Origin of the sequence: Orientia tsutsugamushi, from assembly GCF_900327275.1 — a bacterium.
Lineage (GTDB): Bacteria > Pseudomonadota > Alphaproteobacteria > Rickettsiales > Rickettsiaceae > Orientia > Orientia tsutsugamushi.
On sequence record NZ_LS398548.1, the window covers coordinates 1,689,134 to 1,715,852 of the forward strand.

A 26,719-nucleotide genomic window follows, 5' to 3' on the forward strand; every position below is an offset into this window, starting at 1 on the left:
TGCGAAATTATCACATTCCTTGCTTATGGTTATAATAAATCTTATTCAAAAAGGATGCATAAAGAGCCTTGTAAGCGTTATTATTACTAGCACTACAAGCTGTTTTCTGGTATAATCTCAATAGAGATTCAACTAACATAAATTAATTAAACTTCATGTGTCAGTAGCTGTTGCTAATAAGTCTAAGCCTTTCCTTCATTGGATTGGTAGTAAACGAAGAATTGTTAATAAATTAATAGAACATCTTCCTCAAGGTCCACACTATAATTACTATGAACCATTCCTTGGTGGCGGTGCTTTATTTTTTCAAGTTAGGCATCTTTTTAAACAATGTTTTTTGTCTGACATCAATCTTGATTTAATTACTAGCTATAATGCTGTTAAAAATAATCCTAATGAGGTCAATAGATTACTGAGTTTATATCACAAACATCATTCGAAGGATTATTATTATAAAGTTAAAAACAAATATAGTAATAATCCGAATGAGATTACCGCAAAATTTATATATCTTAATAAATACTCTTTTAGGGGAATTTATAGAGTCTACAAAAACGGACAATCTGCTCAAACATTTTCTGGTGAATGCTACATTAAACTCCACATTGCATCTAGAATAAACCAATGCAGCAACCTTTTACATGGTGTATCAATTTATGCTACAGATTTTTCATTTATAGAGCCTCAACAAAATGACTTTGTTTATTTCGATCCTCCTTACCATAAATCTGGAGAACAGTTCTATAATAGTCTTCCATTTGATGAAAAAGATCAAATTAGATTACGGGATTTTGTCCAAGAATTAACAAATAAAGGTGTTAAGATTATGATCTCAAATAATAATACTGCCTTTATTAGAGACTTATACAAAGATTTTAATATCAATACCGTTACAGTCGTATACTCAATCAATGAACAACGCAATCCTGTTAATGAGCTAATCATTACTAACTATAAAACTTGCTAGTTATTAAATGTGAACCCGCAATCCAAATCGTATATGAATAGGAAGTGGTCTATAGTTAGCAATTGTGCTACATTCAATGTCTAAATATGTATCTCTTGATAAATTTATTGTTGTACCAACTCCGTCTAAATATGTATCTCTTGATAAGTTTATTGTTGTACCAACTCCTAAGTCTATACCAGTACCGCTATCACCATTGAAAACTGATACTAGGCCACCTGTAACAAAAATTGATGCTTTGTTACCTTCAATTATATTATAATAATAATTTCCTTGAACAAAGTTATCTCTACAGTTGTGATGACACATAAATCCTAATCTTACATCCATTCTGTGCCGATCTAATCTATAACCAACTCCAGCTTCTAATGTGTCGTAGTTAGTAGCAATACCAGTTGAAAATTTTATATAGAATTGTGAAGTATCAATACTATCTTTGAAAGCATTGAAGTTTACATTATTATTCGCTGTACATATCGATGGTGAAGATAATACAACGAATGCTAACATAACTGCATAACACAGTTGTAAAGGTGATTTCAAAATACTCATAGCAGTTCTATCTAATTACAATATTTTTATGAAGCTTAATATTAATTGTATTCTGCGTCAACTTTCTTTATTAGCATTAACATATTAGCTATCTGTTGAAACCTAATACCATGGGACCAATTGCTCCGTTAGAAAGTTGAATATATCTGCATTACCGCTTTTAGCAGCATAATCTATAGTAGTCATGCCATTATCATCTTTTGCATCAATATCAGCACCATAATCAATCAAAAGCTGTATAATATCTATGATTTTATTACGAACAGCAATATGTAGTAGTGTTTCTCCTTCATCATATTTTTTATTAATACCAGTAGAATTATGTTTTAGCATAATTGCTAAAGGTTCTATACATCTGCATTCAACAGCATCAGATAAAGGTGTATTACCTTGATTATTCTCGATATTTACATCAGCATTATATTTTAGCAGTAATGCTATATGATCATTGCAATAGGTAGGATATTTTTCGAAAAATTCATAATATACTTGAATTGTTTCAACAACAAGATGTAAAGCAGTGTGCCCATCATTATCTTGTGCGTTTACGTTAGCTCCATTGCTTAGTAAAATCTCGGCAATAGGTAGATTCTTATATTTCAAAGCCACAGATAAAGCTGTAGTACCATCTTTATATTTTGAATTGACAAGTGTACTATCATTATTAATAAGCTGCTGTACTTTTTTAATATCACCATCTTGAATAGCGCTACGTAAGGAATATTTAGCCTTAGATTTGAATATCATATATTTAATCGCTTCATTCTCAATTATTTGCTACATTTTAACTAGCATGAAGTTTACAATATTCGCTTAAGCGTTCTCCAATCTCTGGTAGTTTAAGGTATTCAGCAAGAGCTATAAATTCTTGCTGAGTTTCAAATATTATTTCTTGCCTTTTGTGAGGAGGTTTGATGAATATAGTTGTAATATTATGGAATCTATCAAAAAGTTTGATCAGTAATAGTTCTGTTTTATTTTGGCTGCGTAATATTTGTATCATTTCCATAGCACTGATTTTCTTATTATCCCTAACTCTGGTAAGGTCTGAAACCTGTTCTGCAATATTAGCGCCAAATTCGTACCTTATTCTTTCTTTAGTTAGTTTTGTGTCTTCAAGTGTATCATGTAGTGTTGCAGTAATAATTGTATCTGTTTCAAAGCTGTAGTCTGATACCATGTAGGCTACTTCTAATGGATGTGTGTAGTAGAGTTCTCCAGTATCTCTCTTTTGCTGGCCATGATATTTTTTAGCATATTTTATTGCTCTTTCAACTTTATCAAGATCAATGTTGGTGTTAAATCTTATGTTGGTTCTGAACAGCTTATTTATTAAGCTCTCACTATAAAAATCTATCATTTTCCACCTCTAAATAGTTATTAATAAATTATACCATAATTTAAACTTTTTGTATACTCCAATCCCAGATAAAAACTGGAAAAGAAGCAAATTAAATTATAATTTTTTTGAATTCAGTTATCACGATGCCAAAAACCAATCTTGAGTTGCATATCTCTGGTGTTAATGAGTAAAATTTTGCTGTAATTTTTTTTTGGACAAGCATTTTTTCATTCATATTACCCTTAAGTTTACTTACACTGAACTAATTCAAACGAAAACCCTTGAGCTTCAAAAGCACGCTCTAGAATGAGCTTAAAATTTGATTTGATATAGCTATTCGCAAAGCTTGTTAGAGCCTTAATAAATATCTTTTTATTAACACTATCTTCATTTACAACTTTCAATGGACTAAACCATGATTTATCGATAGCTTAACCATAACATGTAACTAAAGATTCTCGTACTTTGTACCAAGTTGAGTTAGAGCCCAGTTGTTTACTGAGATTCAAGAGATACTCTTCTTCATTGATTTGTTTCTGTGAAACAGTTGTAGGTTGCTCAAATGGTGTAACTTGCAATTCTTGAATTTCGTATCCATATACATCTTGTACAGCTTGTAATATCTTTGATTTGTCACATTCTGTTAGTGTGATATTTTTAAGCAACTTAACAAAAAACTTAGTTCGAACTGCTGGCCCAAAACTACAAGAAGTCAAAATTTGATAAGCCATAGCTGCTTCAAAAGAACCAGCAATTTTATGCTTCAACTGACTTTCTTTACTAAGATTTGTCCTTGTTTCAATATATGTCCCTGAAAAAAGTCTCAGGTGGACATGAAATTTCTTTCATGTTGGAGCGAAATTCTTTTTCTGGTAAGGCTATATTTTCTTCTTTTCATTTTTCGTTATAATGCTGAAAATTTTTTAGAAGTTTTATGCAAGGGACATTACGTAACTTAAAATTGTCTTTAACTATTGTCCTATTTTCAACTTCAATAAAACCTGCATCTCTTAATTCTACTGAGCATTGCCTAACTCTTTTTTGACCAACATTCAGCTTATCCTCATAAAGCTGATAATTCTCCTGTAATTCTTCTATATCTTTGTTGTAATAGATTTGTATCTAAATACTATGAATGATAAAAGCTGTTTAGATGTCTTGCTTAATGCTTTTCCATTATCTCCAGTTAGCTTTCTCCATTCTGGCGGAATGATATTTCCAATAAAGTTATAAAATATTGTAGCATTATTATTACTATATTTTTTTAATAATATTACAACTATTAGTTAAAAAATCGAATACTACAGGTCGCATTTTTTACCTCAAAAAATACATCTATAGTAGGTGTTTTAGAAAATAATTTTTTTACAAATTACCCTCAAATTTTTATGCAAAAGGTTGAAAGTAGGTTGAAAAAAATTTTTATGCCAAACCTATATAAATCTTCATACTGATATTATCTGCCTTAGAAGACCAATTTTGCTTATAGGTAATGTTCATATATAAGCATAAAAGCATTCAACTATAAAGATAATATTAAGAAATTATAAGTTAGAATGTTACCATAAATTAATTGATAATTATAAATTTATAACATAAAATTACTTCTATAAAATTTTAATTAATTAACGGAGTGATTGCAATGAGAGATGTTTATAGTTTTATTACAAAAGCGGTTCAACAAGTTACATCCAACACTACTAGTTGGATGAAGGATTGCGTACTTATTCCAGGTGACAGTATCCGCGAAGTATTGATTTCTGGTGCTGATGCTGCTGGTCAGATGGCTTTCAAATGTTACAGCATATGTGGACGTATATTTATTAATTATCTAAATAAATTTAATAGTAGTTATATCAATAGCGTTGATGGTCCTTATAGTCCTATGACAGTTTTACACAGCATTGCTTCTGATGAATTTGGCTTCATCACGTATAGCCCAGACTTGAATTTAATTTTTCCTGCCAATTTTACTTCAGTGATAAATGATAGCGATATAGTTGTTGCTAAAGTACAGCAATTCAATAATAATCATGATATAAATGCTACTCTAATAGAGTTGAGCAGACAAGGATGTAAATCAATATCAGAATGTAGTATAGAGTTATTAGTAGATAGTTATAATGAAATGAATGCTAATAATGATGAAAGCAATTTGTTGTCAACAACAGCATCATGGATATTAGGTGTATCATTAGCTGCTGGTTGCATTGCGACGTTAGTAGCATACAAAAAATGCAAAAAAAATGCAGATATAAATATTAATATTGATCACATTGAAGAAACGAAAAATCACGAAAACATGCAAGAGCTACTACAAATAGAACCAGTAGTGGAATCTCAATATGAACTATCCGGAGCAGCAAAAGATAGTAGCATAGAGATCGTAATATCTTAAGTTTTTTTTGTCTATTTGGTATCAAAGTAGTATCACAGGCATAAATATTAAGATAGAAACATAGAAGAAATGCAAGAAGTATAATTTCTGTGTTTCTATAATATTTTATTTAGTCAGATCAAATTTTGATTTTACAACACAACCTAATAACAAATTAATGATTATATCTTCAGTTAATAAATTAATAGCAGAAGAGTATCATAATATTGGTTTATGGTTTATTGTTAGTTTTATATTTGGTATAGCATTATATTTTGCCTTGCCTTCTGAACCACAAATTTGGCAAATTTTGCTTGTATTACCAGCCTTCATAGTTATTTTCATAATTATAAGAAATAGCTTTTTAAGCAAAACATTGCTGTTAATTCTGTTTTGTTGCTATTTAGGTGTTATAGTTGGTAAAATAAGATATTTAACAGCAAATACATACCATATTGATACGATTATAAAATCTAAAATTTATGGAACAATAAAAAAAATTCATCCTACTTCTAGAGGAGTGATACTAGTTATTGATAACTGCTATGTTGAAACACTTGATAATCACAATACACTAGCAAGTATAAAAATATCAGCTTTTAGAAAACAAGTGCATAATATTACGATTGGAGATCGAGTTGCTTTCAATGCAACATTATATCCTCTAACAAGTAATAAACTAATGATTAATGAATTGCCATTCAATATACTTGCATATTTTAACAATATCAGCGCAATAGGTTATGCAACATCATCAGTGAAATTAGTTCAAAGTAATAATCAAAACAATGGATTACTAAGCCATAAATTAATTGCTACTATTGAGCATATTAGAATTAAGATACATGATAGAGTTATAGACGCTTTAGATAGTTATTTAGGTGGTTTTATTAATGCGATTTTATTAGGAGAAAATCATGCACTTAATAAAGATATTATTATCAGTATGAGGCAAGCTGGAGTATCACACATATTGTGCATATCAGGATTACACCTTTCTATGGTTGCAATTGCATTATTTATTGGATGTAGATTTATCTTAAATTTATCAACCACTGTTGCTTTTAATTGTGATGTAAGAACTATAGCAATAATAATGTCTTTAATAGGTAGTTTTTGCTATCTAGTATTAGCTGGTGGGCATATTGCTACAATTAGAGCTTTTATAATGACTTCAACTACTATGGCAGTTGTTCTAATAAAGCGTGGAGTAGTTCCATTACGATCAGTTGGCTTAGCTGCTATTATAATTCTGTTATTCAATCCAGAATATGTCATGCATCCAAGTTTTCAGCTATCATTTATAGCTGTGATATCATTAATTAGTTGCTATGAGCTTCAGAGTATTACTCAGCAACATAAATTCAATGTAGATCAAAAAGATATATTATCTAAAATACAGCTATTTTTTGAGTCAAACATATATTCAAGTGCTATTGCTAGCATAGCAACTGCTCCAATTGTAATATATCACTTTTACAGTTTTCCTAACTACTCAGTATTAGCAAATCTATTGATAGTGCCATTAACAGCATTTTGGGTTATGCCATTAACTCTGATATCTTTATTACTAATGCCTTTTAACATAGAAAACTATTCCTTGTTATTAGCAGGGCAAGGAGTTGATGTTATAATTAAAATAGCTAAGATAATTTCAACACTTCCATATGCAGTAACTTACTTTGGACATATTGACGATGTTAGCTTATTAATTTATTTGTTTGGATTCTTATGGCTAGTTATTTGGCATAAACCCTGGAGGATGATTGGAGTAGTAATAATTATTATAGCTATTATACGAACAGCATTAGTTTCTAAACCAGATCTTGTTTTCAATGGTGAACTTACAGCTCTTGGTATTAAGAATTCTAATAGTAAATTTGAGATACATGCTTCTTCTAATATGCCAGAATTTTTTTTAAATTATTGGAGTAATTGGTATGGTCAGAACGAAATATTATTTCGTGATAGTGCAATAAAAACATTCAACCATAGAATTATTACCAACTCAGGTAAAATAGTAGCTATTAGATTTAAAAAGACTGATGAATGCGTACCAGCTGATTTGATAATTAGTGTAATACCAAATGATAAATGCAAATATACTACAGCAAAGATAATTGATGCTGCTATATTGAATAAGTCCAATATAGTAGAAGTATATTGTCATAAACAAAAATGTGAATATAAGACTAAATTGAAGAGTGATAGGTTCAAGCTAAGTTAATAAATTCAAAAGTACTTAAGGCAGCATGAGTAAATATGGTGGCTTGAGCCGGGATTGAACCGGCGACGCAAGGATTTTCAGTCCTACGCTCTACCACTGAGCTACCAAGCCAAAAATACATTAAATCTTTTTAAAGAAAATAAATAAAAGCTAATATAACAAATATATATAATCCACTCATAACTGTTTGTCTATAATAATTCAGCTTTTTGATGGTTGTTTTAATTCGAGTTCGATATAAATAATGTGGCAAAATATTGAGATGTATAGTGAAACATTATTTTGCAATTCTTTCTTTTTAAGCCATTCTATTTACTAGAAAATATCTGCTAGATAGATCATTACAGTTATGTTTGTTTATTTTTATAGTTCTAGCAGGTTTTAATATGACTTATCTTTTTTCTATTTTATAGCTTTTAAGCTGTTGTTGCAATACCTCTTTCTACTATTTAATCTATTCTTATATCAAACTCGTATTCTTTCGATACATTATTGCATAACAGAAGTTAAGTAATAAAAACAACAGTACACATTTAGCTTCAGCTATAAATAAAAAAAATTCAACATATCATTAAAAATATTGCTTAATATTAATAGTTGATAAAAATATTAATAACTTTAAATTAGTTAAAAATATGGCTACTAACAATAAAACATCAAATTCATTCAAAAAAACAGTAGTCTTATATTGCATTTATAGCCTAATTCCACTGCTTAATTCAGTATACTTCTTTATTGTTTTTTTTACTCAGGATTATATTACCTATAACTCTAGATCTATCAGTTATTCTTTATTATTAGATTTCACATCTTTATTAATTATCATAATATTACTAGCTAAAGTAGTATGGAAATACTTAAGATATAATGTTAAAACAGTGGCAGAAAGGTTACAACAAAAAGTTGCAGTGACTTTTAGTATAACTGCTGTAGTACCAATAATTGTGCTTGCAGTATTGTTTATATTCTTTTTTAACTTTACTATTCAAAATTACTTTGACAAATATATTAACAAAATTTGCTATGCATCAACAATTAGCAAGCTTTATTTACAGAGCAAAGCTAACGATCAAAGTACAATGTCAAATATAACCAATGAGCTAACTAGCAAGAAAATAGCAAAACTACACACTAACAGGCTTTTACACTTTTTAAAACATAAAGAATTTATAAATTATCTAACTAACAATTTTGATTCTAATCAAGAATATATTAAGCTAAAACATCGACTAATTTTACTACAAGTAAAATGCTTAATTGCTTTTCTCTGTATTGCTTTATTAATGCTGCTAATAGCAATTCATATGAGCTTGATCTTAGCAAATAGAATTTTTCTACCGGTTACAGAATTATTAGTTACTGCGACTAAATCTATTAAACTAGCAAAGTTAAATATTCAATTAAAGCATACAAATGTTGAGAATGAATTAGATTTTCTAACTTCTGTATTTAACCAAATGATAAAGCAATTAGAATATCAAAACAAAGATTTAACAATAACGCAGAGAACATTAGTTTGGTCTGATATAGCAAGAAAAGTAGCTCATGAAATTAATAATCCACTTACTCCTATACAGCTATCTGCTAGTATGCTAGCAGATAAATTTGGCAAAGAAGTAAGTGATCCTATTATGTTTACAAAGTATCTAAACATTATCTCAAGGCATGCTAAAGATATTGAAACAATTATTAAAGAATTTGCTGATTTTGCTAAAATACCAGTTCCTAAGTTTACTAACTGCGATCTAGTTGCAGTGATCAAAGGGTTAGTTGAATCAAGGCAAATAATCAATGAGAAAATACAGTATAAGTTTATTAGTACACTCAGCAAACTAGATTTTGTAGCAGATGTTACTCAAATTCATCAAATTATTGCGAACTTATTAAACAATGCTGAAGAATCTTTGGAATCTAAGTTTCATTCCACTAAAATAATTAAAATATTCTTACAACAACCTGTCTTTGAAATTGTAACTATTGAGGTTCAAGATACTGGCAATGGATTCTCTCTAGATTTAATTAACTATATTACTGAGCCATATGTTACAACACGCTTACGAGGTAGTGGCTTAGGACTGTCTATTGTAAAAAAAATTGCTGAGGATCACTTTGGTACATTACAAATTCGAAATCTACCAAATGGAGGAGCAGCAGTTCAAATTATATTTGACAATTTAAAATTGCAAGCCTGTCTTAATCGGGGGTATGAGTAGTATAGCGCTAATTTTTATCAATTTTATAGTTAAAATAATTATTTCTTATTGATTTATCTAGAATAGAGTACTAATTTAAGATTATAAGCAAATTTTAGTTAACCACTTAAATCATTAGTACAATTCTCAGGAGATAAATTATGGGCCATGTTTTAATAATAGATGATGAACACGATGTTAGAGCACTGCTATCAGATATTGTTAAAAGTAAAGGATTTACACCAACAACTGCTGAAAATAGCTCTGAAGCACTAAGTATTCTAGATGTAAAACTACCTAAAATAGTAATTCTGGATGTATGGTTGCGTGGCAGTGATTTAGATGGATTAGGAATATTAGAAATTATAAGAAAAAAACATCCTTTAGTTCCTGTTATAATTATCAGTGGTCATGCTACAATTGAAACAGCAGTTACTGCTATCAAAATGGGAGCATATGATTATGTAGAGAAGCCATTTACAGCTGATAAAATAGTTACAGTATTAAAGCGAGCATGTGAAACAGCAAGGTTAAAAAAAGAAAACATTGATCTTAGAACCAAAGTAATTGATAGATCAGAGATTATAGGGCAGTCACCTGCAATCAACAAACTTAAAGCAGAAATAGAGAAAATTTCGCCAACTTCTGGCAGAGTAATGATTACTGGTAATATTGGGTGTGGAAAGGAGCTAGTAGCCCAACTCATTCATCGGCGTTCAAAATATGCATTAGGACCATTTGTTACTTTTTGTCCAACAGCTCTTACTGAAGAACAAGCAAAATACGAATTATTTGGTGAGAGAAATATTAATAACAACTCAGATTTTACTTATAAGGTTTGCGCGCTTGAAGCTGCCAATAATGGTACACTTTATATTGATGAAATTGCTGATTTACCTCTAAGCCTTCAATCTCGATTACTGAAATTTTTACAAGATAATAATTTCGAAAAAAATGGTTCTAGTACATCAGTTAAACTTAATATTAGATTAATTAGCGCTACTGCTAAAAATATTCAAGAAGAAGTAACACTAGGAAGATTTAGACAGGATTTATATTACAGATTAAATGTGATTCCAATTCATGTTCCATCACTTGCTAAGCGTAAGGAAGATATTCCTCTGCTTGTGCAACATTTTGTTCAGCAGCTAGCAAAGTCATCTGGATTGAAGGCCAGAAAGTTTTCAAATGAAGCAATTGCAGCTTTGCAAGCTTATGATTGGCTAGGAAATATAAGACAATTGAGGAATGCAATAGAATGGACCTTAATCATGAATCCACTAACATCAAATAGCAACCATGAAATTGAGGTAGATATGCTTCCACCTGATATTATCAATAATAAGGCAGTAAGTATTATAAAATCTAAGGCTAAGGTTAATATGATGTCTATGCCTTTAAGAAAAGCTCGAGAAGTATTTGAGCGTGAATATCTTGTTGCTCAAATGAATAGATTTAATAATAATATTTCTAAAACTTCTGCTTTTGTTGGAATGGAAAGGTCAGCATTACATCGAAAGCTTAAATTGCTGAACATTAATTGCAGTAATAAAGATGCACATAATAATGATTATTCGAGTGATGATAATTTACTTGCAACAGGACAGCAAAATAAAGAATGTCTAGCTTAACTGTCAATAATATAATTCCTTTAATTATATATTTTAATGATAGACAGACAATTGTTCTTTAGGTATTTTAAAACACTTAATAGTAAGAAACGTAAATACATACCAAGAATGATTTTAAAACTGAGTAATATAATGATGGTTCTGCTGCTACTAACAGCACACAGAGCTGGTGTTGGCATTATGCCCAAAAACAAATTACTTACTCCAAAACAAAATGAAGAAATTAGGAAGTATATTGATACTCAAAATGCTAAAAAGGCTCCAATAGAGCTAAAGAAAAAGTTTGGTACAAATTTACGTGGTTTAAGGTTGATATCATTAGACCTAAGTCATACTGATTTTTCAAACGTAGATATTAGCAATGCTCAATTCATAAGAGTAAATTTATCTTACTGCGATCTTACTAATGCAACAGCTAATGGCTCTGTAATACAGGAATGTAAACTGGAACAATCTATGATGTCTCAGTTTCAAGCTATTAATGCTGATTTTGGAGCATCTAAATTTATTAAATCAGAGATTCACAATTCTGATTTTTCCAGGTCAAACTTAGAAGACAGTCGTTTTGATGCATGTAATATACAAAATACTAAATTTATAAATGTTATAGCTAAATCCATTCATTTTTTAAACAGTACTATTGTTAATTCAAACTTTCAAAGTGCTAGTATTAGCCTTGGAAAGTTTCATCGTAGTAAACTAATAAACAATAATTTTTTAGGAGCAGATTTAACGCATTCGCATTTTTCTTTTACTAAAGTTATTGCGAACTACCTTGAATCCAGCGATTTTAATTATAGCACGATTGATAATTCTACTTTTTTTTCTTCAATTTTATCACATGCTGTTATTGATAATGCTAAAATTAACAATTCGAGGTTTAGCCAATCATCTTTAACTAATGTACCGGTATTGTTATCTGTCATAACAAATACAACTTTTGATCACTCCGATCTACAACAATCATATTTTTCAACAACTACATTAGATAAGGTGGTTTTTATTAAAAATCAATTAAATAAAGTAACATTTAGTAAGAGCAACATAAATAATACAGTAATTCATGAGTGCCAAGCTAACTCTGCTATTATTACACAAGGAGCAATTTCTAATACTACTATAAATCAATCACAGCTAAATAATATAGCTATTAAGCATAGCGAATCTAGTAAGTTAGTAATTAAAGATTCATATATGCATGATAGTGAACTTATTAATGTAACTTTTAAAGAGTCAAACTTTAATAATATTGTTTTAATTAGAACAAGATTTAGAGACAATAAATTTTATCATAGCCATTTAAATTTACTAAATTTGCAACAAGCGGCTTTTATTAATAATGTTTTTGACTCAACATCATTGAAAAGTTCAGTTATGATCGGTGGAATAATGAATAATGTTACTCATAAAAATTGCGATTTTAATAAGCTCCAATTAACAAATTGTATTATTTTAAATTCTGATAAAATTGAGAATGCAATAACTGCTAACATTGCTTATAGTTTAAACCAAGCATTTAGCTACCAAGATCTATCTTCAATGAATTTTAGCGAGTTGACGATATCAGGATATAACTTATCCAACCTAAATTTACAAAATAGTATTTTCAGAAGAACTAACATCTCTAATACAAGCATTACTGATTCAGACTTTAGCAACTGTAATTTTCATGAAGCAAAAATTAATCAATCAGATTTTAAAAACTCTAATTTTACCAATACTAAATTTACATTAGCTAAGATATCAAATTCTAATTTTGATAATGCCAACTTAAATAATACTGACCTACATTTAAGTAATATAAAAGATAGCACATTTAATAATACTAATTCAGCGTATAGTACAAATTCTATAGCTAAAGCACTATAAAACAGTTATGTTATATACTTTTCGAATCGAAAATGGTGTCTACGTCATAGTAATATTTGATTCTTCTTAATTTAGTTTAAAATTATTTTTTCAATAGGTTTAAATCTGGAGAATAAGGTAGCAAAAAAATAACTTTATAACCAATACTATTAATTTTTATCTCTTCTTTTTATGCTCAAACCTCACTACAGAATTATGAGGTGATTTCTCAATTAAATCCTGTTCTATCAAACAGTTAAAAATAGCAGTATTAACATTGCAATCAAAAATTGATACCGTTAGAATAGACATTAGACCTCTTTCGAAACTGGTTAACGTAGTTCAAAATTATTGCTGATAAATATCGCAATAGACCTAAAAGATTCGGTCTTAGATTTAATTTGATCTCTGGTATTTATAATTTTGAACTACGTTAACCAGTTTTGAAAGAGGTCTATTATAATAATTCTTCTTGTTTTTTTTATGGCTATAGCAGTTTTTAATATTACTGCTTTGTTCTCATCTTTTTTATATTTTTTAGCATTCAACTATTGTTGAAATATTCACTTATTTGGAGATAAGATTGGAATTAAGTTTTGAGATAGAATAACTAGCAAGAGAAGCAATTATATGAACAAAGAAATTAATAGGAGAGCGATGTCTAGTATGCTCTAAATGCATATGTTTTTTCAGTATATTAAAGACAGATTCAATTAAGAAGGAACGTTTTTTAATAACTGCTTATCTTCTATGGTCCAATAAATATGTTTTCATATCTTTACGAAGATTAGTAAATAAATGCAAACTATTGGTTAACAGTTGATGAAATAATGCTTTTGATATATAAGCTTCATCTCCAAAGAATTTACCTGATAAAGATTTTGCAATAACTGAAGCTATATATACAGCTAAACTACTATAAAACAGTTAATAATAAGACGTAATGAAAAAATAATTAGTATAACATATTCTATAAATTTTGGAAAAAAAGTGCTATTGATAAACTAAAAGAAGATGTGAGTCAATATAGTGACGCATATCAATATGAAAGAGCTAAACAAACTATGAGTAAGTAAGTTTGCGATACAAAAAGTGCATTAAAGAGATTAAATATTACATATAAAAAAAGCTATAAAACATCCTAATGCAAAATAAGAAGAGAGATTAAAATTTCAGAATAAGATAAAAAGGTATAAATACAAAGGAAAAGTTATTGTCTTTACGGATGAGGGTAGTTTTGTTCATAGTAGCATTAGAACTCATAAATATACAGCAAAAGGCATGAGATGTTACTGCGTTTATGATCAGTCAGAGAACTAATATTATAGGAGATTAGTAGATAAATCTCTGCTAACAGTATCAATTATTTTTAACAGTTGTATAGAACAGAATTTAATTCCCAAATTACCTAATAATTCTGTAGTTGTAATGGACAATCAAAGTTTTCATAAAAGTTCGCATTTAAACACTATGATAGAAAAAGATGGACATATTAGAGTATTTACCTTCTTATTTTTCTGATTTAAATATATTGAGAAAAAATGTCTTCAAGCTCAATTAAGCAGAATAAAATATCACTGTGACTTAGATACACTTTTCAAAAAGTATATAACATAGCTGTTTTATACTAGTTTAGCTATAGTAATAGCAAAACATAGCAGCTGTTTATTACACTTCATAAAGTGAACAAACATTAACAATGATATAGGCAAAAAAGATGTAATGCAATAAAACTATTAAAATTGATACCCATTTGATTGTATCATAATGACTATCAGTTTGATCATTGTTTATTTTTTGCATTAAAAGTAATTTTTTGATGTTCTGCTGAAGTTCTGCCTGTAATAATTATTCTTCCTACTTTTCAATTGTTTTTCCTTATATCTAACTCTAGTCACATATAGCATATTCTCCTGTAATTTCAGCTTCTGCTTCATCAACAGGTTGAAATTTTCTCAACTCATTATTACTTAAGTGTCCTAATATCATGTGTTGTACTTCATAAGGCAAGTTATTCCAAGATGGTGTACTTGCTACATGATCATCTGGAAATAAAGTAACTGTTTCAGCTAACGATTCAATTGCATGTTGTAATAGATTAGCTCTATCACTTGCATTTTTAATACACTGCTCAATAAAAGATGCATACATATCAAATTTTTCCATGATTTTTGCTGTAAAATCAGAATTGCTAACACATCTTGCTAGGGTATTTAGATTTTTTTCCAGAAACAATATTTCAAATAAAGTTGTACCACTGTTACTAACATTGATGTCCTTCATTTCCTGTAGTTCTTTCTTACATTTATATCTTAGGTTAGTCAAATGTTGTGATCTATGTATCATGCTTTGATTTTCTATGAAACCTCTTGCATTAATATCTAGGTTACAATATTCTATCCTAATAATATCAGCAACTAATAACTTTATTATCTCGTCATTATAATCAAATATAGTACAACATTGACTAAAAGGAGTATCACCAAAATCATTTACTGCATTAACATCAGCTCCAGCACTTAACAGTATCTTTATAAAATATACATTGTGGTGGATAACAGCACAATGTAAAGGAGTATGATTATAAACATCTGATAAATTAACATCAGCTCCAGCATTTAACAGAAGCTTTATAGCCTGTATGCAGCTTGAACTGCCTCGTCCGTAGGCCATAACATCATGTAAAGGAGTATGGCCATTACTATTTTGTAAATCAACTATAGCTCCATGATTTAACAAAAGTTTTACAATATTTGGCAAACCAAATCGAGCAGCATAATGTAAAGGAGTACTATACCAAATATTTGGCGCATTAACATTAACTTCATAATCTAACAATAGCTTTACAATCTCTGTGTTATTACGCATACAAGCTTTATGCAAAGGACTGAAGTTAAGATCATCACATAAATTAGGATCAGCTCCAGAATTTAATAGAAGCCTTACAATATCTAGGTTTCCTGTTTCAATTGCGCAATGTAAAGCTGTTTGATTCTCTTCATTTAGTGCATTAATATTTATATTTCTATCTGCAATTATAGATCTTAGTTTATCTAAGTTACACTGTTTTACAGTCTCGTGTAAATTAGATTCTTGCTGTGTTACTCTATGCCTAAAAAAATTTTGTATACTAGAAAGCAGCCTAGTAAAACGTCCCATATACTTTCACATTAAAATTAATTGTATCTTAACCCAAGTTCGATATAAGAAATATAGCAAAATTTAGGAAGGATAGATGCTATAGCTCCTTCAATACTTATGTTTTTTAGAGTTTAAAAATAAGTATTTTACACTTCCTTTGTTCAAAATACTTATTAAAGTCCTCTATTAGCTAAAAAATCTTTACTATAAAAATTGTAGCAGTTATCATTATTTTTGAGAGCATTATATCTTTCTTTATGTGTCTGCTTTATTCTTCTTTGTTGTTATTTTTGAAAGAGGCCTAATATCAATCTATCCATGTAACTCTTATTCTACTTCTATCGAATTCAGAATATATTTTACAAAGTTATTATATACTAAATAAGCAAATATTCAATCTAAAATTGATTCATATTTTAACTATTTTTATATGTTTCTTATTTTGTAAAAGAAAAGAGAAAATAGTTATAAGTATACAAGTTAGCATATAAAAAATATGCTAAAACACAGAGAAATAAGTGTTACAGATCTTTTTATGCTTATATATTAAGCTATTTGTTGATATTTGCACTTCAGATTATCTCATCACCACATCTAATTCAACATAATTTACTATAGAGCAAACTCTGGTTACTATAATATTAATTAGACAATTTTACTTTGACAAACTCAACTCTATTTAAATTAGAGCATAAAGTTAAGTGAATATCTCCATTATTTATAGCAGTTACTTTAGCTACTGCTATCCCATATGGATAATATTGCCCATCACCTGATGTAACAAATATTTCTCCAAGTTGAACCTTAGTATTTTCATCGAGATATAAAGGCTTTACAGCATAGTTATCACTTCCTCCGCCAACAAGGATAGCTCTTTCTTGAGAAATTGAAGATATCACTGGTATTTTTGAATTTGAATCAGCCAAAAGGAGAATTTTAGAGTAATTATTACTTACCTCAATTACTCTGCCAATTAATCCATGATTATCATATACAACATTATTTTTCTCAATACCTTGATTAAATCCTGCTGATATAATTCCTAATTTATTATAAGGTGTAAAGCTAATTGATAATAGCCTTGTAGTAATTGAGTTATTAAGCGTTTCACCACTAAAGCTGATAAAATTTTTTAATCTTTGATTTTCAGCATTTAATATAACTAGTTTTTGCTCAACATCTTGTAAATAAGATATTCTTGAGTTTAATTCAGCATTATCTCGTTTTAATTGATCCAATGATTTAAAATATTGCAATAAATTAGCATAGGCATTACTAATATAATTTAGAACTGATAAAGAAGTCTCAAGTATTTGACCAGTATTTTCAAGTACAATAGCCTTGACATGTGTAGTATTAGAAAGATGCATTGTGCATATAGACACGATAATTATAAAAATAGCTGTAACTAGGCGAAATTTTGTTAATACAGTTACTAAATGTTTAAGTATATTTTTGCTCTGGTACTTATAACGATTTTCTAAAAGTGCCATAGAAAATTAGTGCTGTTTAAACAGTACATGCTTTAATCTGTCAAAGTCTTCTAAGATTTCACCGCTCCCTAAAGCTACGCAAAATAAAGGATTTTCAGCAATGAATACTGGCAATTGAGTTGTTTCTTTTATTAATAAGTCTAAATTTTTAATTAAAGAGCCTCCACCGCTTAACACTATACCTTTATCTGCAATATCTGCAGAAAGCTCTGGAGGTGTACACTCAAGTGTAGCTTTGATTGTTTCTATTATCTGATTTACTGGCTCAACTAAACTCTCAGCAATTTGTTGTTCAGAAATTGTAATTCCTTTTGGTACACCATTAATTAAATCTCGACCTCTAATCTGAATAGTTTTAGCTTCTGTATTAGAAACATAAGCTGTTGCAATTTCCTTTTTTATTCTTTCTGCTGTAGGATCTCCTATTAACAAGTTATGATAGCGCCTGATATATGAAGATATTGCTTCATCCATTTTATCACCACCTACTCGTACTGATTTTGAATATACAACTCCACCAAGTGATAATACAGCTACTTGCGTAGTCCCACCTCCAATTTCTACTATCATTGACCCAGTTGGAGATGTAACCGGCAATCCAGCTCCAATTGCTGCTGCCATTGGCTCTTCTATTAAAAATACTTCACGCCCTCCAGCGCTTTCTGCTGCCTCTTGTATGGCACGCCGCTCAACTGGCGTTGAACCTGAAGGTACACATATAATTATTACTGGCCCAGCAAAGCTTCTACGATTATGTACTGAATGAATAAAGTGCTTAATCATTTCTTCAGCACTTTTAAAATCAGCAATAACACCATCTTTCAGTGGTCTTTTAGCTTCAATATCTGATGGAGTTTTACCTAACATCATTTTAGCTTCATGCCCAAATGCATAAGGCTTATAAGATCCTCCTTCTCTAATCAATGCAACAACCGATGGTTCATTTAATACTATTCCTTTGCCTTGTACATAGACAAGTGTATTAGCTGTACCTAGATCAATAGCCATATTAGAAGAATAAAAACTTAGTATTTTTTCTTTTGCTTGTTTAATATATTTCTTTAAAACCATAATCTATATAGAATAAAAATATAAGTTAACAAATATAATATAACTGCACTTGTTTTTAAGTAAACGTAAAATATTCATTACGTAATAAATTAATTAACAATTATACTAACATTATCATTGGATTTTCTATGATTTCTCTAAAAATATTTAAGAACTTTGCTCCAACTATACCATCAACTACTCTGTGATCACATGAAAGTGATATATCCATTACTCTAGCAACAGTAATTTGATTATTAACAACGACTGGCATCTTAATAGCAGCTCCAATACTAAGTATACAACTCTGAGGAGGATTAATTATTGCATTAAATTGCTTAATACCATACATACCAAGATTAGAAATAGTAAAACTACCACCTTGAAACTTTAAGTTCATTAGCTCGAGCATGCATAATCAAACTTTTTGCCTCATTAGAAATTACAAATAAAGATTTTTTATCAGGATTTATAATAATAGGAGTTAGTAGACCATCTTTAACAGCAATATCAATATCAATTAAATCATATTTTCTAGTACCATACTCTTCCAAGCTAGAGTTAATTATAGGTACTCTAACTAAAGATATAGCAGCAATCTTGATCAGCAAATCGTTAACTGATATTTTTATTTCTTCATTAAACCTCGTTCGAAACTGGTTAAGGTAGTTCAAAATTATTGCTGACAAATATCGAAATAGACGTAAAAGATTCGGTCTTAGATTTAATTTGATCTCTGATACTTATAATTTTGAACTACCTTAACCAGTTTTAAACGAGGTCTATTCAACGGTAATAAATCTAAAAGTTACATGAGTATACCCTTTTGATTATTGCTATCATTTTTAGATTTGGATATTGAGTATGTGCTGTGAGTATTTGACTTGTAATTTGGGCTAGATTTTAACAAAACTTTTTTAAATCCTGAGCTATTTGAAATGTCTTTTTTTAGCTGTTGTATTATATTTAAACTTTCAGGAGTGATTCTATCCATAAAATATTTTGCTTTACTAGGCAAAGATAGTATATTGCAAAATGTTGCTAGTTTATAACGCATTTTATCAACCATTGATATAGATTCTATATTTAATTTTATAAATGCAGTAGTATTCTCGATGTGTTTTTTATAGTCTAAACATTCTTGTATATCCTTAACTTCTTGTTGAGTTAAATATTGTTTTTGTTCAAAGCTAGTTAACACTGAGTCATAAAACTGCTTTACCTTTTTTAAGGTCAATTTTTTCATTGGGGTATCTTGCAATCTTTGGACTAAAGGAAATAACTCATCTTCAATACCTTTTAGAACTTTTTCTGCTTTAATAACATTTTCTACAGCATGATACTTATTTGAAATAGCCCATTCTAAAGCACTTTTCCCTTCGATTTCGATATTATGAAAGGATGCATATATAACTGGCTCTTTAATATCAGAAATAGCAAAATCCTTTAACCATCTACCATTTTTAAATTCAGGTGATACATTACTAAATTTACTTATTATGTCAGTTGTTTGTGCTATTCTTCTCATATTCTGAAGATTTTCTTTTACATTATCTTTGTAAAATGCTTTAAAATCTTGATAATTACTAATGGTAGTATGCATAAACGTTTCATCATCAAACCTAACCCTAGCCATTAATCCTTTTGGATTAAATCCAGCTTTTTGTAGCTCAGACGCTTTTTTTTCTACTACAGTATCTATTTGGTATTCATCAAGTTGGGTAAGCATTTGGTTTAATGCAGCGTTATATTTTTCAATACTAAACGATAGGTTGCCCGCTTGAATAGCTGAATTGTAACCTATTTGATTGTGGTTAAAAATGTTATACGTTGACTTAACCATACTTTCAAAATCTTTATGAAACTGCGTCATAGATCTACCGTGATCTATTTTAACAACAGTTTTACCATCTTGTACCATTAAATTTCCTGGATGATAATCAGCTTCACCTAAAATATGACAAGAGGCAATTATTTTCTCAAATCCTTCTAATCCTTGTAGGTTTTTTGCATCTGCTTTAATATGAATAGAATTTTTTGATCCAGAAAATTCTGAAAGTGGTACTGCATTCTCAAAAAATTTAGATCTTATATACAGCACATCTGAATTAACTTCATCTGGTGTTACTAATTCTTCTTTTGGAGCACGTCCATATAATAATAACTTGTACATAGAAGAAGTTAGCAATTCTTGTACAGCATCTCTTACATCATTCTGAGCTTTTTGCCTCTCTGCTGGATCCATTATAGCTAAAACACTATCATTGTTTTTATAAAATTTTTTAAGAAGAAAAGTATTATTACTTAACTTTTCATTAGCAACATATCCTGCAGAGACACCAACTTGCTTATCTCCTGTTTGAAAAAATTCACTCTGTTTAGAAACATTTTTATCACGCAGCAGTTCATCAATACTACTATTGTTAAAATTTGTGGCTTGTTGAATGCTTAATTCTTTTTTACGTTCTATTTTAAATTTTGTAGTTAGTCTATCTAAAAGTGGTAACTCAATAATATTTCTTAACTCTTTATACTTATCTTCTGCAAACGTATCTTTTAGTACTTTCAATACTTTGTGTAAATCATGATCATTTAAATTAGAAAAACATTTTTGGTATTCTTCTAGACTAGATGCAGAAAAACTTTTAGAAATACTATTTAATGTTTTAGCAAGACTTTGACTTAAAGATAAAATAGTTTCATCTGTAGTTTTTGATAGCCCTATCAGAGCTAAAGATTCAAATAGTTGCTTAGCTAATATACTTTCTGTAATTTCTCTCTTGTACATCAGAACCTTCATGAATAGAATAACCTTAATTATTAATAATACATGTGTATAAAAAAGTTACAAGCTTAAGTTGAATATAGAGCAGCCATTAGTATTTTTTCTAAACTGATTTTAGAAGCTCAAAGTTTTATAACACCAGATTAGGATAAGTTGAGTGAAGAAAAAAAAGATGGAATAAGATAGGGTTAAGTTTGGAGATAGAATAACTAGCAAGAGAAGAAATTATATGAACAAAGAACTTAAGATGAAAGCGACGTCTAGTATGATCTAAATGCATATGTTTTTTTAGTACTTAGACCTCTTTTGAAACTGGTTAAGGTAGTTCAAAATTATAAATGCCAGAGATCAAATTAAATCTAAGACCGAATCTTTTACGTCTATTTTGATGTTTATCAGCAATAATTTTGAACTACCTTAACCAGTTTCGAAAGAGGTCTATTAATAAAATTTGTCAACTACAACCAGTAAAGCTAACTTCATCATCACCATCATCTGAATTCTCTAGAGAACTCTCACAGGGTGTATCATCTATATATTTCATAGCACTGAGTTCTCTTTCAGATATCATGCCTGATGTATGTGGGTATAAATATATATCATCTCTTGATTCTGTATTGCATTTATTGCTTTCAGATGGAGTATTATCATATAATGCTTGCTTTATTATATATGTAGCCAAATTTCTTGCAGCAGCAAACTGATCATCAAACTTAATCTCAGTGTTATCATCAACATTGCCTATATCTAATAATAACATGTCATACACCTTCTTATCACCACATGAAAGCCATCGTATATAATCGCCTAGCTTTTGAGTTCCAAAAATATTCACAAATGTTTTCTGATCATCCATATTCCTATTCTTTAGTATACCTACGATTTCACTATTATCTGTTCTCGTCAATATGAATGGTTTATTACTCTCATCTTTAAAGCACAGCAACTTACTAAATGTTTCTTCACTTATATTTTTACAGTTAATTAACACATCAATCATTTTTTTTCTTAGGTTCTCAGCTAATTCTGTAGTTTTTTCAACTTTAATAGCTCCAGCCACTTTAAAAGTATTGGTTAGGCGTAATATATTTTCAAATAATTCTACATTTTTTCCAATTTTACGATGTACTATCTCATCAAAATCATTGCTCATTAATGCATGAAATATTAATTTAGCCAATACTTCACTTTTTGTAAAAAATACTTTACAGGCTGTACTACACAATGATATTAGCTGAGTTAAATCATCTGCATTTGATTCATGTATTATGTATTTCTTATCTTTTTCACAATCTTCTATTTTTTCTTGAATTTTTCTTAAATACGAATCAATTATACTTGAACTTTCCTTAAGTGCTTGAGATGTTTCAGAAAAAATAGTTCTATCATTTAGCATTTTCTGATTTATTAGCTTATTATATACTTCATCTGCAATATCGTGCCTTTTAATTTCACGTAATATATCAAACATCAGCTCAATCAAATCATATCTTTGTGCCAATGGAATCATTTTTTGTGAGTTATGTTTTAATGCTTCCCATATAATATCAACAGGCTGGTAATTTTTCTGCTCTTTTATATATTTCAACACAATTGAAAAAACCGTGTTTTCATGATCAAGTTTTTCGTTTATTAACTTATCAATCAAGTCAATTACATGTGATTTAGCAACAGAAATCATTGCAAGAATACATTCCATCATTTCAGAACTATCTTTTCCATCTTTAACACTATCTGTTATGCATTTCAATGTTACAGAAAGAAAAGTGTCAGGATATTCAGTTGTATAAGTTATAATCCTATAACATAACTCATGTTTACCAGCATTTTCTAATTGCTTGCAGATAAAAGTTACAGGCCAGAGGTTTTTTTCAATTTTTACATATTCTAGTATTACAGTCCTTATTGTACAATTATTATTATTATTAGCATTAAATTCCTGATTCATAGCTTGAACAAACGAGTTATATGATCCTTTAATAGCGTATGTGCATAATAGCTGAGTAGCTAATCCAGCTGTATACTTAGGATTCCTTACTATAATGGTTAGTGCCATATCATTAATTGAAATCTTACCATCCAGTTTATCTGTCAAAAACTTTTCAAACAACTCATTTGATGCTTTTAGAGTGTATGCATACAATAAGTATGCAGTAAATGTAACAATATTAATATTATCAGTATCATATCTTCTATGCATATTTTGGTTTATGAATTGAAATGCAATTGAATGAATTGTATTCCCATTTGTAGTTTGATATGTTGTAAACTTTTCGAAAAAATTGCGATCTACAGCATTACATGCAAGCATCTGCACCATCAGGTGAATGTGTTTTTGCTTTATTGCTTCTTCGCAAAATATTGAAAAAACATCTTCGTTAGTAGGTGAAGGAATGGAGCTAATCCATTCTTTAGCAACCCCTTCTTCAAACTTATCAACTATCCCTTCAAATACATTTTCTATAATCAGTCCTTTACTCAATACCGCAAACAATTTTTTACACATATTTCTATACTTTAACCTTTCAGTTTCTACACTAATGGTTAAAACATGTTTTGGATGTTGAGCTGCTAAAGCATTATTGCTTGCACTTTCACTTAGTCTAATTTGTTCCATTGTACTTGTTATAAAGTCGAACTCAGAGAGGAATTTATCATGCTCAATTTTTTCAGGATTTTCTAGTGATTCATCATCTTCATAATTCTCATAATCCTCATCCTCCTCATCCTCCTCATCCTCCTCATCCTCCTCATCTTCATAATCTTCATAATCCTCATCCTCTTCATCATCTTCATCTTTAAAATCATCAACAATTAACCCTCTATATAGTCCATCATCATCATCTTCGCTAGCATACTTCCTAGGCATCTCAGTATCTAACAGCTCAGCAGCAGGACTAACTGTTTCTATCTTATGCAATTCATCTTCATCTATAGTTTCTAACAATACTGCTGTAGTAACACTTGTTATAAAAGTAGTACATTGCATTGCGATCGTCTGAACTTTGACAACTTGATATATAGAGTTTAACAACACCTCCTTGTTGCTTTGATTAACTGTATTACTAACTTTATTCATTCTAGCTAATGGAATATGTGATAGCGTTATTGGCTGAGCTCTAGACTGATCTATAATTCTTAATAACACCATCTCATTTTCATTTCTTATGGTTGCTACATTAATACCATGCTTTATAGTATTTGGTCTAAAAGTAGTACTCTGCTTATTAGCTAATATTCCATTTTCAATACCGGTATAATTTTGTTGTTTGGGCTGTCTTACTATTTTCAAATTGTAATCATTATTCATGCTTACTAAGACCATATTGGCAAAAGAATAAATAGTATTGTTAATATGCACTTCAAAAGTTTCCATGTTAACTCTTGCTACACTACAATCAGCAATAACATTATTGCTAGGCTTGCTGGTTTCTCTAAAATAAATATCTTGATTCCTAAATATAACAAACTGCTGATTTTCTGCATTACATTGTACAAATTGCATTAACAAATCAAAACGTATATTAACACCATTATAATTAGCACTACGAACATCTAAATGTAATTCTTTAGCAAAAAATACACCTATTGAATCAATAGAATAAAGCAATGTCATACTTATAAATTTATCAGTAGATAATATTCTTACTGTCAGAGTAAGATTATGTGATCCATTACTAAATTCATATAGCTTCTGCATTACCTTGCGTATTCTCCTTTCCTTGATAAAATTACTTTTATACCTCCAGTGAGCAGCAGTGCCAGATTGAGCAATTCTATGCATTTCACTAGTACGTATCTGCACTTCTATCTTCTGATTTGCTGGTCCAAGAATTATCGTATGTAAAGACTGATAGCCATTTTCTTTTGGAGTTTTGATAAAATCTTGAACCTTATTAGGTAAAAACATATAGCTGTTATGTATAAGACTTAACGCTTTATAACAGAGTGCTAATGCTCCATTAGTAGAATCTACAATAATTCTAAGAGCGATAATATCATCTAATTGATTGAATTTAATATTCTTATTTTCCATTTTTTGCTGAATAGAATAAAAAGATTTAACTCTCGCTGATACTTCTGCTCTAATTCCAGCATGCTGTAAATTATCGTTAATCTTATTAACTACGTTGTAAATTAAAGGCGTTACATTTTTTATAATATTTAGGTAGTCTGTAACAGTTTGTTCTGTAGCATTGAGTGGTAAATTGCTCAAGAGAAATTGATGCACTGTTGCCTGTATATCATCTATTTCAAGTTCTGCTATCAGTGGCAAATAAGATTCTACTATCTCTAGCACAATAAATTGAATTTGCTCTTCAGTTAATGGAACACGATTAAATATGCTTATATAGTGTAATAAATAGGCTAATCGAACAAGTACTACTTCTGTTTTCTCCTCTTTACCTATTTCTAATAATATAATTTTTATTTTATTTAGATCATATTGATTTAGTTTATCATCTACACAGTTATTAAACGGCAATTTAAGAACATTGCTAACTCGCTTAACTACTTCTGCACCAAAACCATCTTCAATATTTTTTAAACTAAACTGAACAGTTTCTATGTTAGATGTATTCACTGTAGTGTAAAGCATAGATGTAATTAATGCATTGTAGTTTGGATATATAGCTACAATCATTTGCCCTATCTCTAATGGATAAAGCTCATAATACATACAATGTTTAACAGCAAAATCTATAGTTTTTTGCATAACGATATATACATCTAAGCTATAATTGCATTAGGTTTGCAATAATAACCTTGTATATATTTTATCATACATAGCATATAAAACCCTCCACCTCTAATATAAAACCATCGTAAATAAACTATATAAAATTATAGTACAATACTTTTTTATGAAAAGCACTGAGATTTAGTATCATTGTCAAATTATCATTATATTAAAACAATTAAATTGCTAAATTCAGTAGTTTGATGTATAAGTTACACTAATAAAATTATCTATAACTATGTCATGTTATTTCAGGATAGAAGTTATAGAACTAAAATAATTGATTATAAAGCACTAACAAGTTTAAGTATATCCATCACTATTATCTAAATTGTATTAGCAAAGTACTGTTTTATATATGGTGATTGTTATG

Annotated in this window: 16 protein-coding genes, 1 tRNA gene and 7 pseudogenes; 9 read left to right on the forward strand and 15 right to left on the reverse strand. The window is 29.3% G+C overall.

The annotated features are described in order from the left end of the window. The first annotated feature begins 157 nt into the window (after positions 1 to 157). Positions 158 to 967, forward strand: a complete 810-nt coding sequence (locus tag DK405_RS08850; protein ID WP_109510672.1) for a DNA adenine methylase — start codon at positions 158 to 160, stop codon at positions 965 to 967. 3 nt (positions 968 to 970) lie between these two features. Here the strand turns inward: DK405_RS08850 and DK405_RS08855 are convergent, their stop codons facing one another. From DK405_RS08855 to DK405_RS14405, 4 genes and pseudogenes are all read right to left on the reverse strand, one after another. Continuing rightward, positions 971 to 1,519 carry a hypothetical protein gene (locus tag DK405_RS08855; protein WP_109510678.1) on the reverse strand — a complete coding sequence of 183 codons (549 nt, stop codon included), beginning with the start codon at positions 1,517 to 1,519 and terminating at the stop codon, positions 971 to 973. Between the two features lie 102 nt (positions 1,520 to 1,621). Further along, a complete protein-coding gene (locus DK405_RS08860) occupies positions 1,622 to 2,266 on the reverse strand; it encodes an ankyrin repeat domain-containing protein (RefSeq protein ID WP_109510679.1) in 645 nt (214 codons plus the stop codon). Positions 2,267 to 2,303: 37 nt separating this feature from the next. Then, positions 2,304 to 2,879, reverse strand: coding sequence for an HD domain-containing protein (locus DK405_RS08865; RefSeq protein ID WP_109510680.1), 576 nt, complete (start codon positions 2,877 to 2,879; stop codon positions 2,304 to 2,306). 230 nt (positions 2,880 to 3,109) lie between these two features. Then, a pseudogene (locus DK405_RS14405) lies at positions 3,110 to 4,175 on the reverse strand (DnaA N-terminal domain-containing protein). A gap of 328 nt (positions 4,176 to 4,503) precedes the next feature. Here DK405_RS14405 and DK405_RS08880 point away from each other — a divergent pair. After that, entirely contained in the window at positions 4,504 to 5,259 is a 756-nt protein-coding gene (locus tag DK405_RS08880) for a hypothetical protein (RefSeq protein WP_045912402.1), read from the forward strand. Between the two features lie 157 nt (positions 5,260 to 5,416). Next, positions 5,417 to 7,465 (forward strand): ComEC/Rec2 family competence protein, encoded by a 2,049-nt coding sequence (locus DK405_RS08885; protein ID WP_045912401.1) that lies wholly within the window; start codon positions 5,417 to 5,419, stop codon positions 7,463 to 7,465. A gap of 36 nt (positions 7,466 to 7,501) precedes the next feature. Here the strand turns inward: DK405_RS08885 and DK405_RS08890 are convergent. Further along, positions 7,502 to 7,576 (reverse strand) — tRNA-Phe (locus DK405_RS08890). A gap of 767 nt (positions 7,577 to 8,343) precedes the next feature. Here DK405_RS08890 and DK405_RS08895 point away from each other — a divergent pair. The 3 genes from DK405_RS08895 to DK405_RS08905 all read left to right on the forward strand — a co-directional run bounded on the left by DK405_RS08895 (position 8,344) and on the right by DK405_RS08905 (position 13,157). Then, entirely contained in the window at positions 8,344 to 9,678 is a 1,335-nt protein-coding gene (locus DK405_RS08895) for a sensor histidine kinase (protein WP_231967752.1), read from the forward strand. Positions 9,679 to 9,818: 140 nt separating this feature from the next. Further along, positions 9,819 to 11,288 (forward strand): sigma-54-dependent transcriptional regulator, encoded by a 1,470-nt coding sequence (locus DK405_RS08900; protein WP_045912399.1) that lies wholly within the window; start codon positions 9,819 to 9,821, stop codon positions 11,286 to 11,288. 132 nt (positions 11,289 to 11,420) lie between these two features. Further along, positions 11,421 to 13,157 carry a pentapeptide repeat-containing protein gene (locus tag DK405_RS08905; RefSeq protein ID WP_231967754.1) on the forward strand — a complete coding sequence of 579 codons (1,737 nt, stop codon included), beginning with the start codon at positions 11,421 to 11,423 and terminating at the stop codon, positions 13,155 to 13,157. Between the two features lie 156 nt (positions 13,158 to 13,313). On the opposite strand, the gene DK405_RS15140 is transcribed toward DK405_RS08905, so the two are convergent. Beyond that, complete coding sequence (locus DK405_RS15140; protein ID WP_269459347.1) at positions 13,314 to 13,448, reverse strand: hypothetical protein; 135 nt, start codon at positions 13,446 to 13,448, stop codon at positions 13,314 to 13,316. A gap of 29 nt (positions 13,449 to 13,477) precedes the next feature. Between DK405_RS15140 and DK405_RS08910 the strand changes: the two are divergent. After that, a pseudogene (locus DK405_RS08910) lies at positions 13,478 to 13,573 on the forward strand (IS5/IS1182 family transposase); the annotation flags it as partial. Between the two features lie 130 nt (positions 13,574 to 13,703). Here the strand turns inward: DK405_RS08910 and DK405_RS08915 are convergent. Beyond that, positions 13,704 to 14,063 (reverse strand): annotated as a pseudogene (locus DK405_RS08915) (transposase). 438 nt (positions 14,064 to 14,501) lie between these two features. Between DK405_RS08915 and DK405_RS15500 the strand changes: the two are divergent. After that, the gene (locus DK405_RS15500; RefSeq protein ID WP_458693006.1) at positions 14,502 to 14,657 is read left to right on the forward strand and encodes a transposase; all 156 of its coding nucleotides are present in this window, start codon (positions 14,502 to 14,504) and stop codon (positions 14,655 to 14,657) included. Positions 14,658 to 15,026: 369 nt separating this feature from the next. On the opposite strand, the gene DK405_RS08925 is transcribed toward DK405_RS15500, so the two are convergent. The 4 genes and pseudogenes from DK405_RS08925 to DK405_RS14410 form a co-directional block, all read right to left on the reverse strand. Then, positions 15,027 to 16,295, reverse strand: a complete 1,269-nt coding sequence (locus DK405_RS08925) for an ankyrin repeat domain-containing protein (protein WP_052691671.1) — start codon at positions 16,293 to 16,295, stop codon at positions 15,027 to 15,029. Between the two features lie 623 nt (positions 16,296 to 16,918). Further along, positions 16,919 to 17,770 carry a rod shape-determining protein MreC gene (mreC, locus tag DK405_RS08930; protein WP_045912397.1) on the reverse strand — a complete coding sequence of 284 codons (852 nt, stop codon included), beginning with the start codon at positions 17,768 to 17,770 and terminating at the stop codon, positions 16,919 to 16,921. A 6-nt stretch (positions 17,771 to 17,776) separates the two neighbouring features. Beyond that, positions 17,777 to 18,841, reverse strand: a complete 1,065-nt coding sequence (locus tag DK405_RS08935; RefSeq protein WP_012460998.1) for a rod shape-determining protein — start codon at positions 18,839 to 18,841, stop codon at positions 17,777 to 17,779. A 100-nt stretch (positions 18,842 to 18,941) separates the two neighbouring features. Beyond that, a pseudogene (locus DK405_RS14410) lies at positions 18,942 to 19,509 on the reverse strand (2-oxo acid dehydrogenase subunit E2). On the opposite strand from DK405_RS14410, the pseudogene DK405_RS14415 reads away from it, so the two are divergent. After that, positions 19,490 to 19,585, forward strand: a pseudogene (locus DK405_RS14415) (IS5/IS1182 family transposase); the annotation flags it as partial. The pseudogenes DK405_RS14410 and DK405_RS14415 overlap by 20 nt on opposite strands. Positions 19,586 to 19,628: 43 nt before the next feature. On the opposite strand, the gene risK1 reads toward DK405_RS14415, so the two are convergent. The 4 genes and pseudogenes from risK1 to DK405_RS08965 all read right to left on the reverse strand — a co-directional run bounded on the left by risK1 (position 19,629) and on the right by DK405_RS08965 (position 26,322). Beyond that, positions 19,629 to 21,620, reverse strand: a complete 1,992-nt coding sequence (risK1, locus tag DK405_RS08950) for a T4SS effector phosphatidylinositol 3-Kinase RisK1 (protein ID WP_045912396.1) — start codon at positions 21,618 to 21,620, stop codon at positions 19,629 to 19,631. A gap of 128 nt (positions 21,621 to 21,748) precedes the next feature. Beyond that, positions 21,749 to 21,900 (reverse strand): annotated as a pseudogene (locus tag DK405_RS16245) (IS982 family transposase); the annotation flags it as partial. Between the two features lie 21 nt (positions 21,901 to 21,921). Beyond that, a pseudogene (locus DK405_RS08960) lies at positions 21,922 to 22,017 on the reverse strand (IS5/IS1182 family transposase); the annotation flags it as partial. A gap of 42 nt (positions 22,018 to 22,059) precedes the next feature. After that, positions 22,060 to 26,322: a nucleotidyltransferase family protein gene (locus DK405_RS08965; protein ID WP_045912395.1), complete on the reverse strand. Its 4,263-nt coding sequence runs from the start codon at positions 26,320 to 26,322 to the stop codon at positions 22,060 to 22,062. Between the last annotated feature and the right edge of the window lie 397 nt (positions 26,323 to 26,719).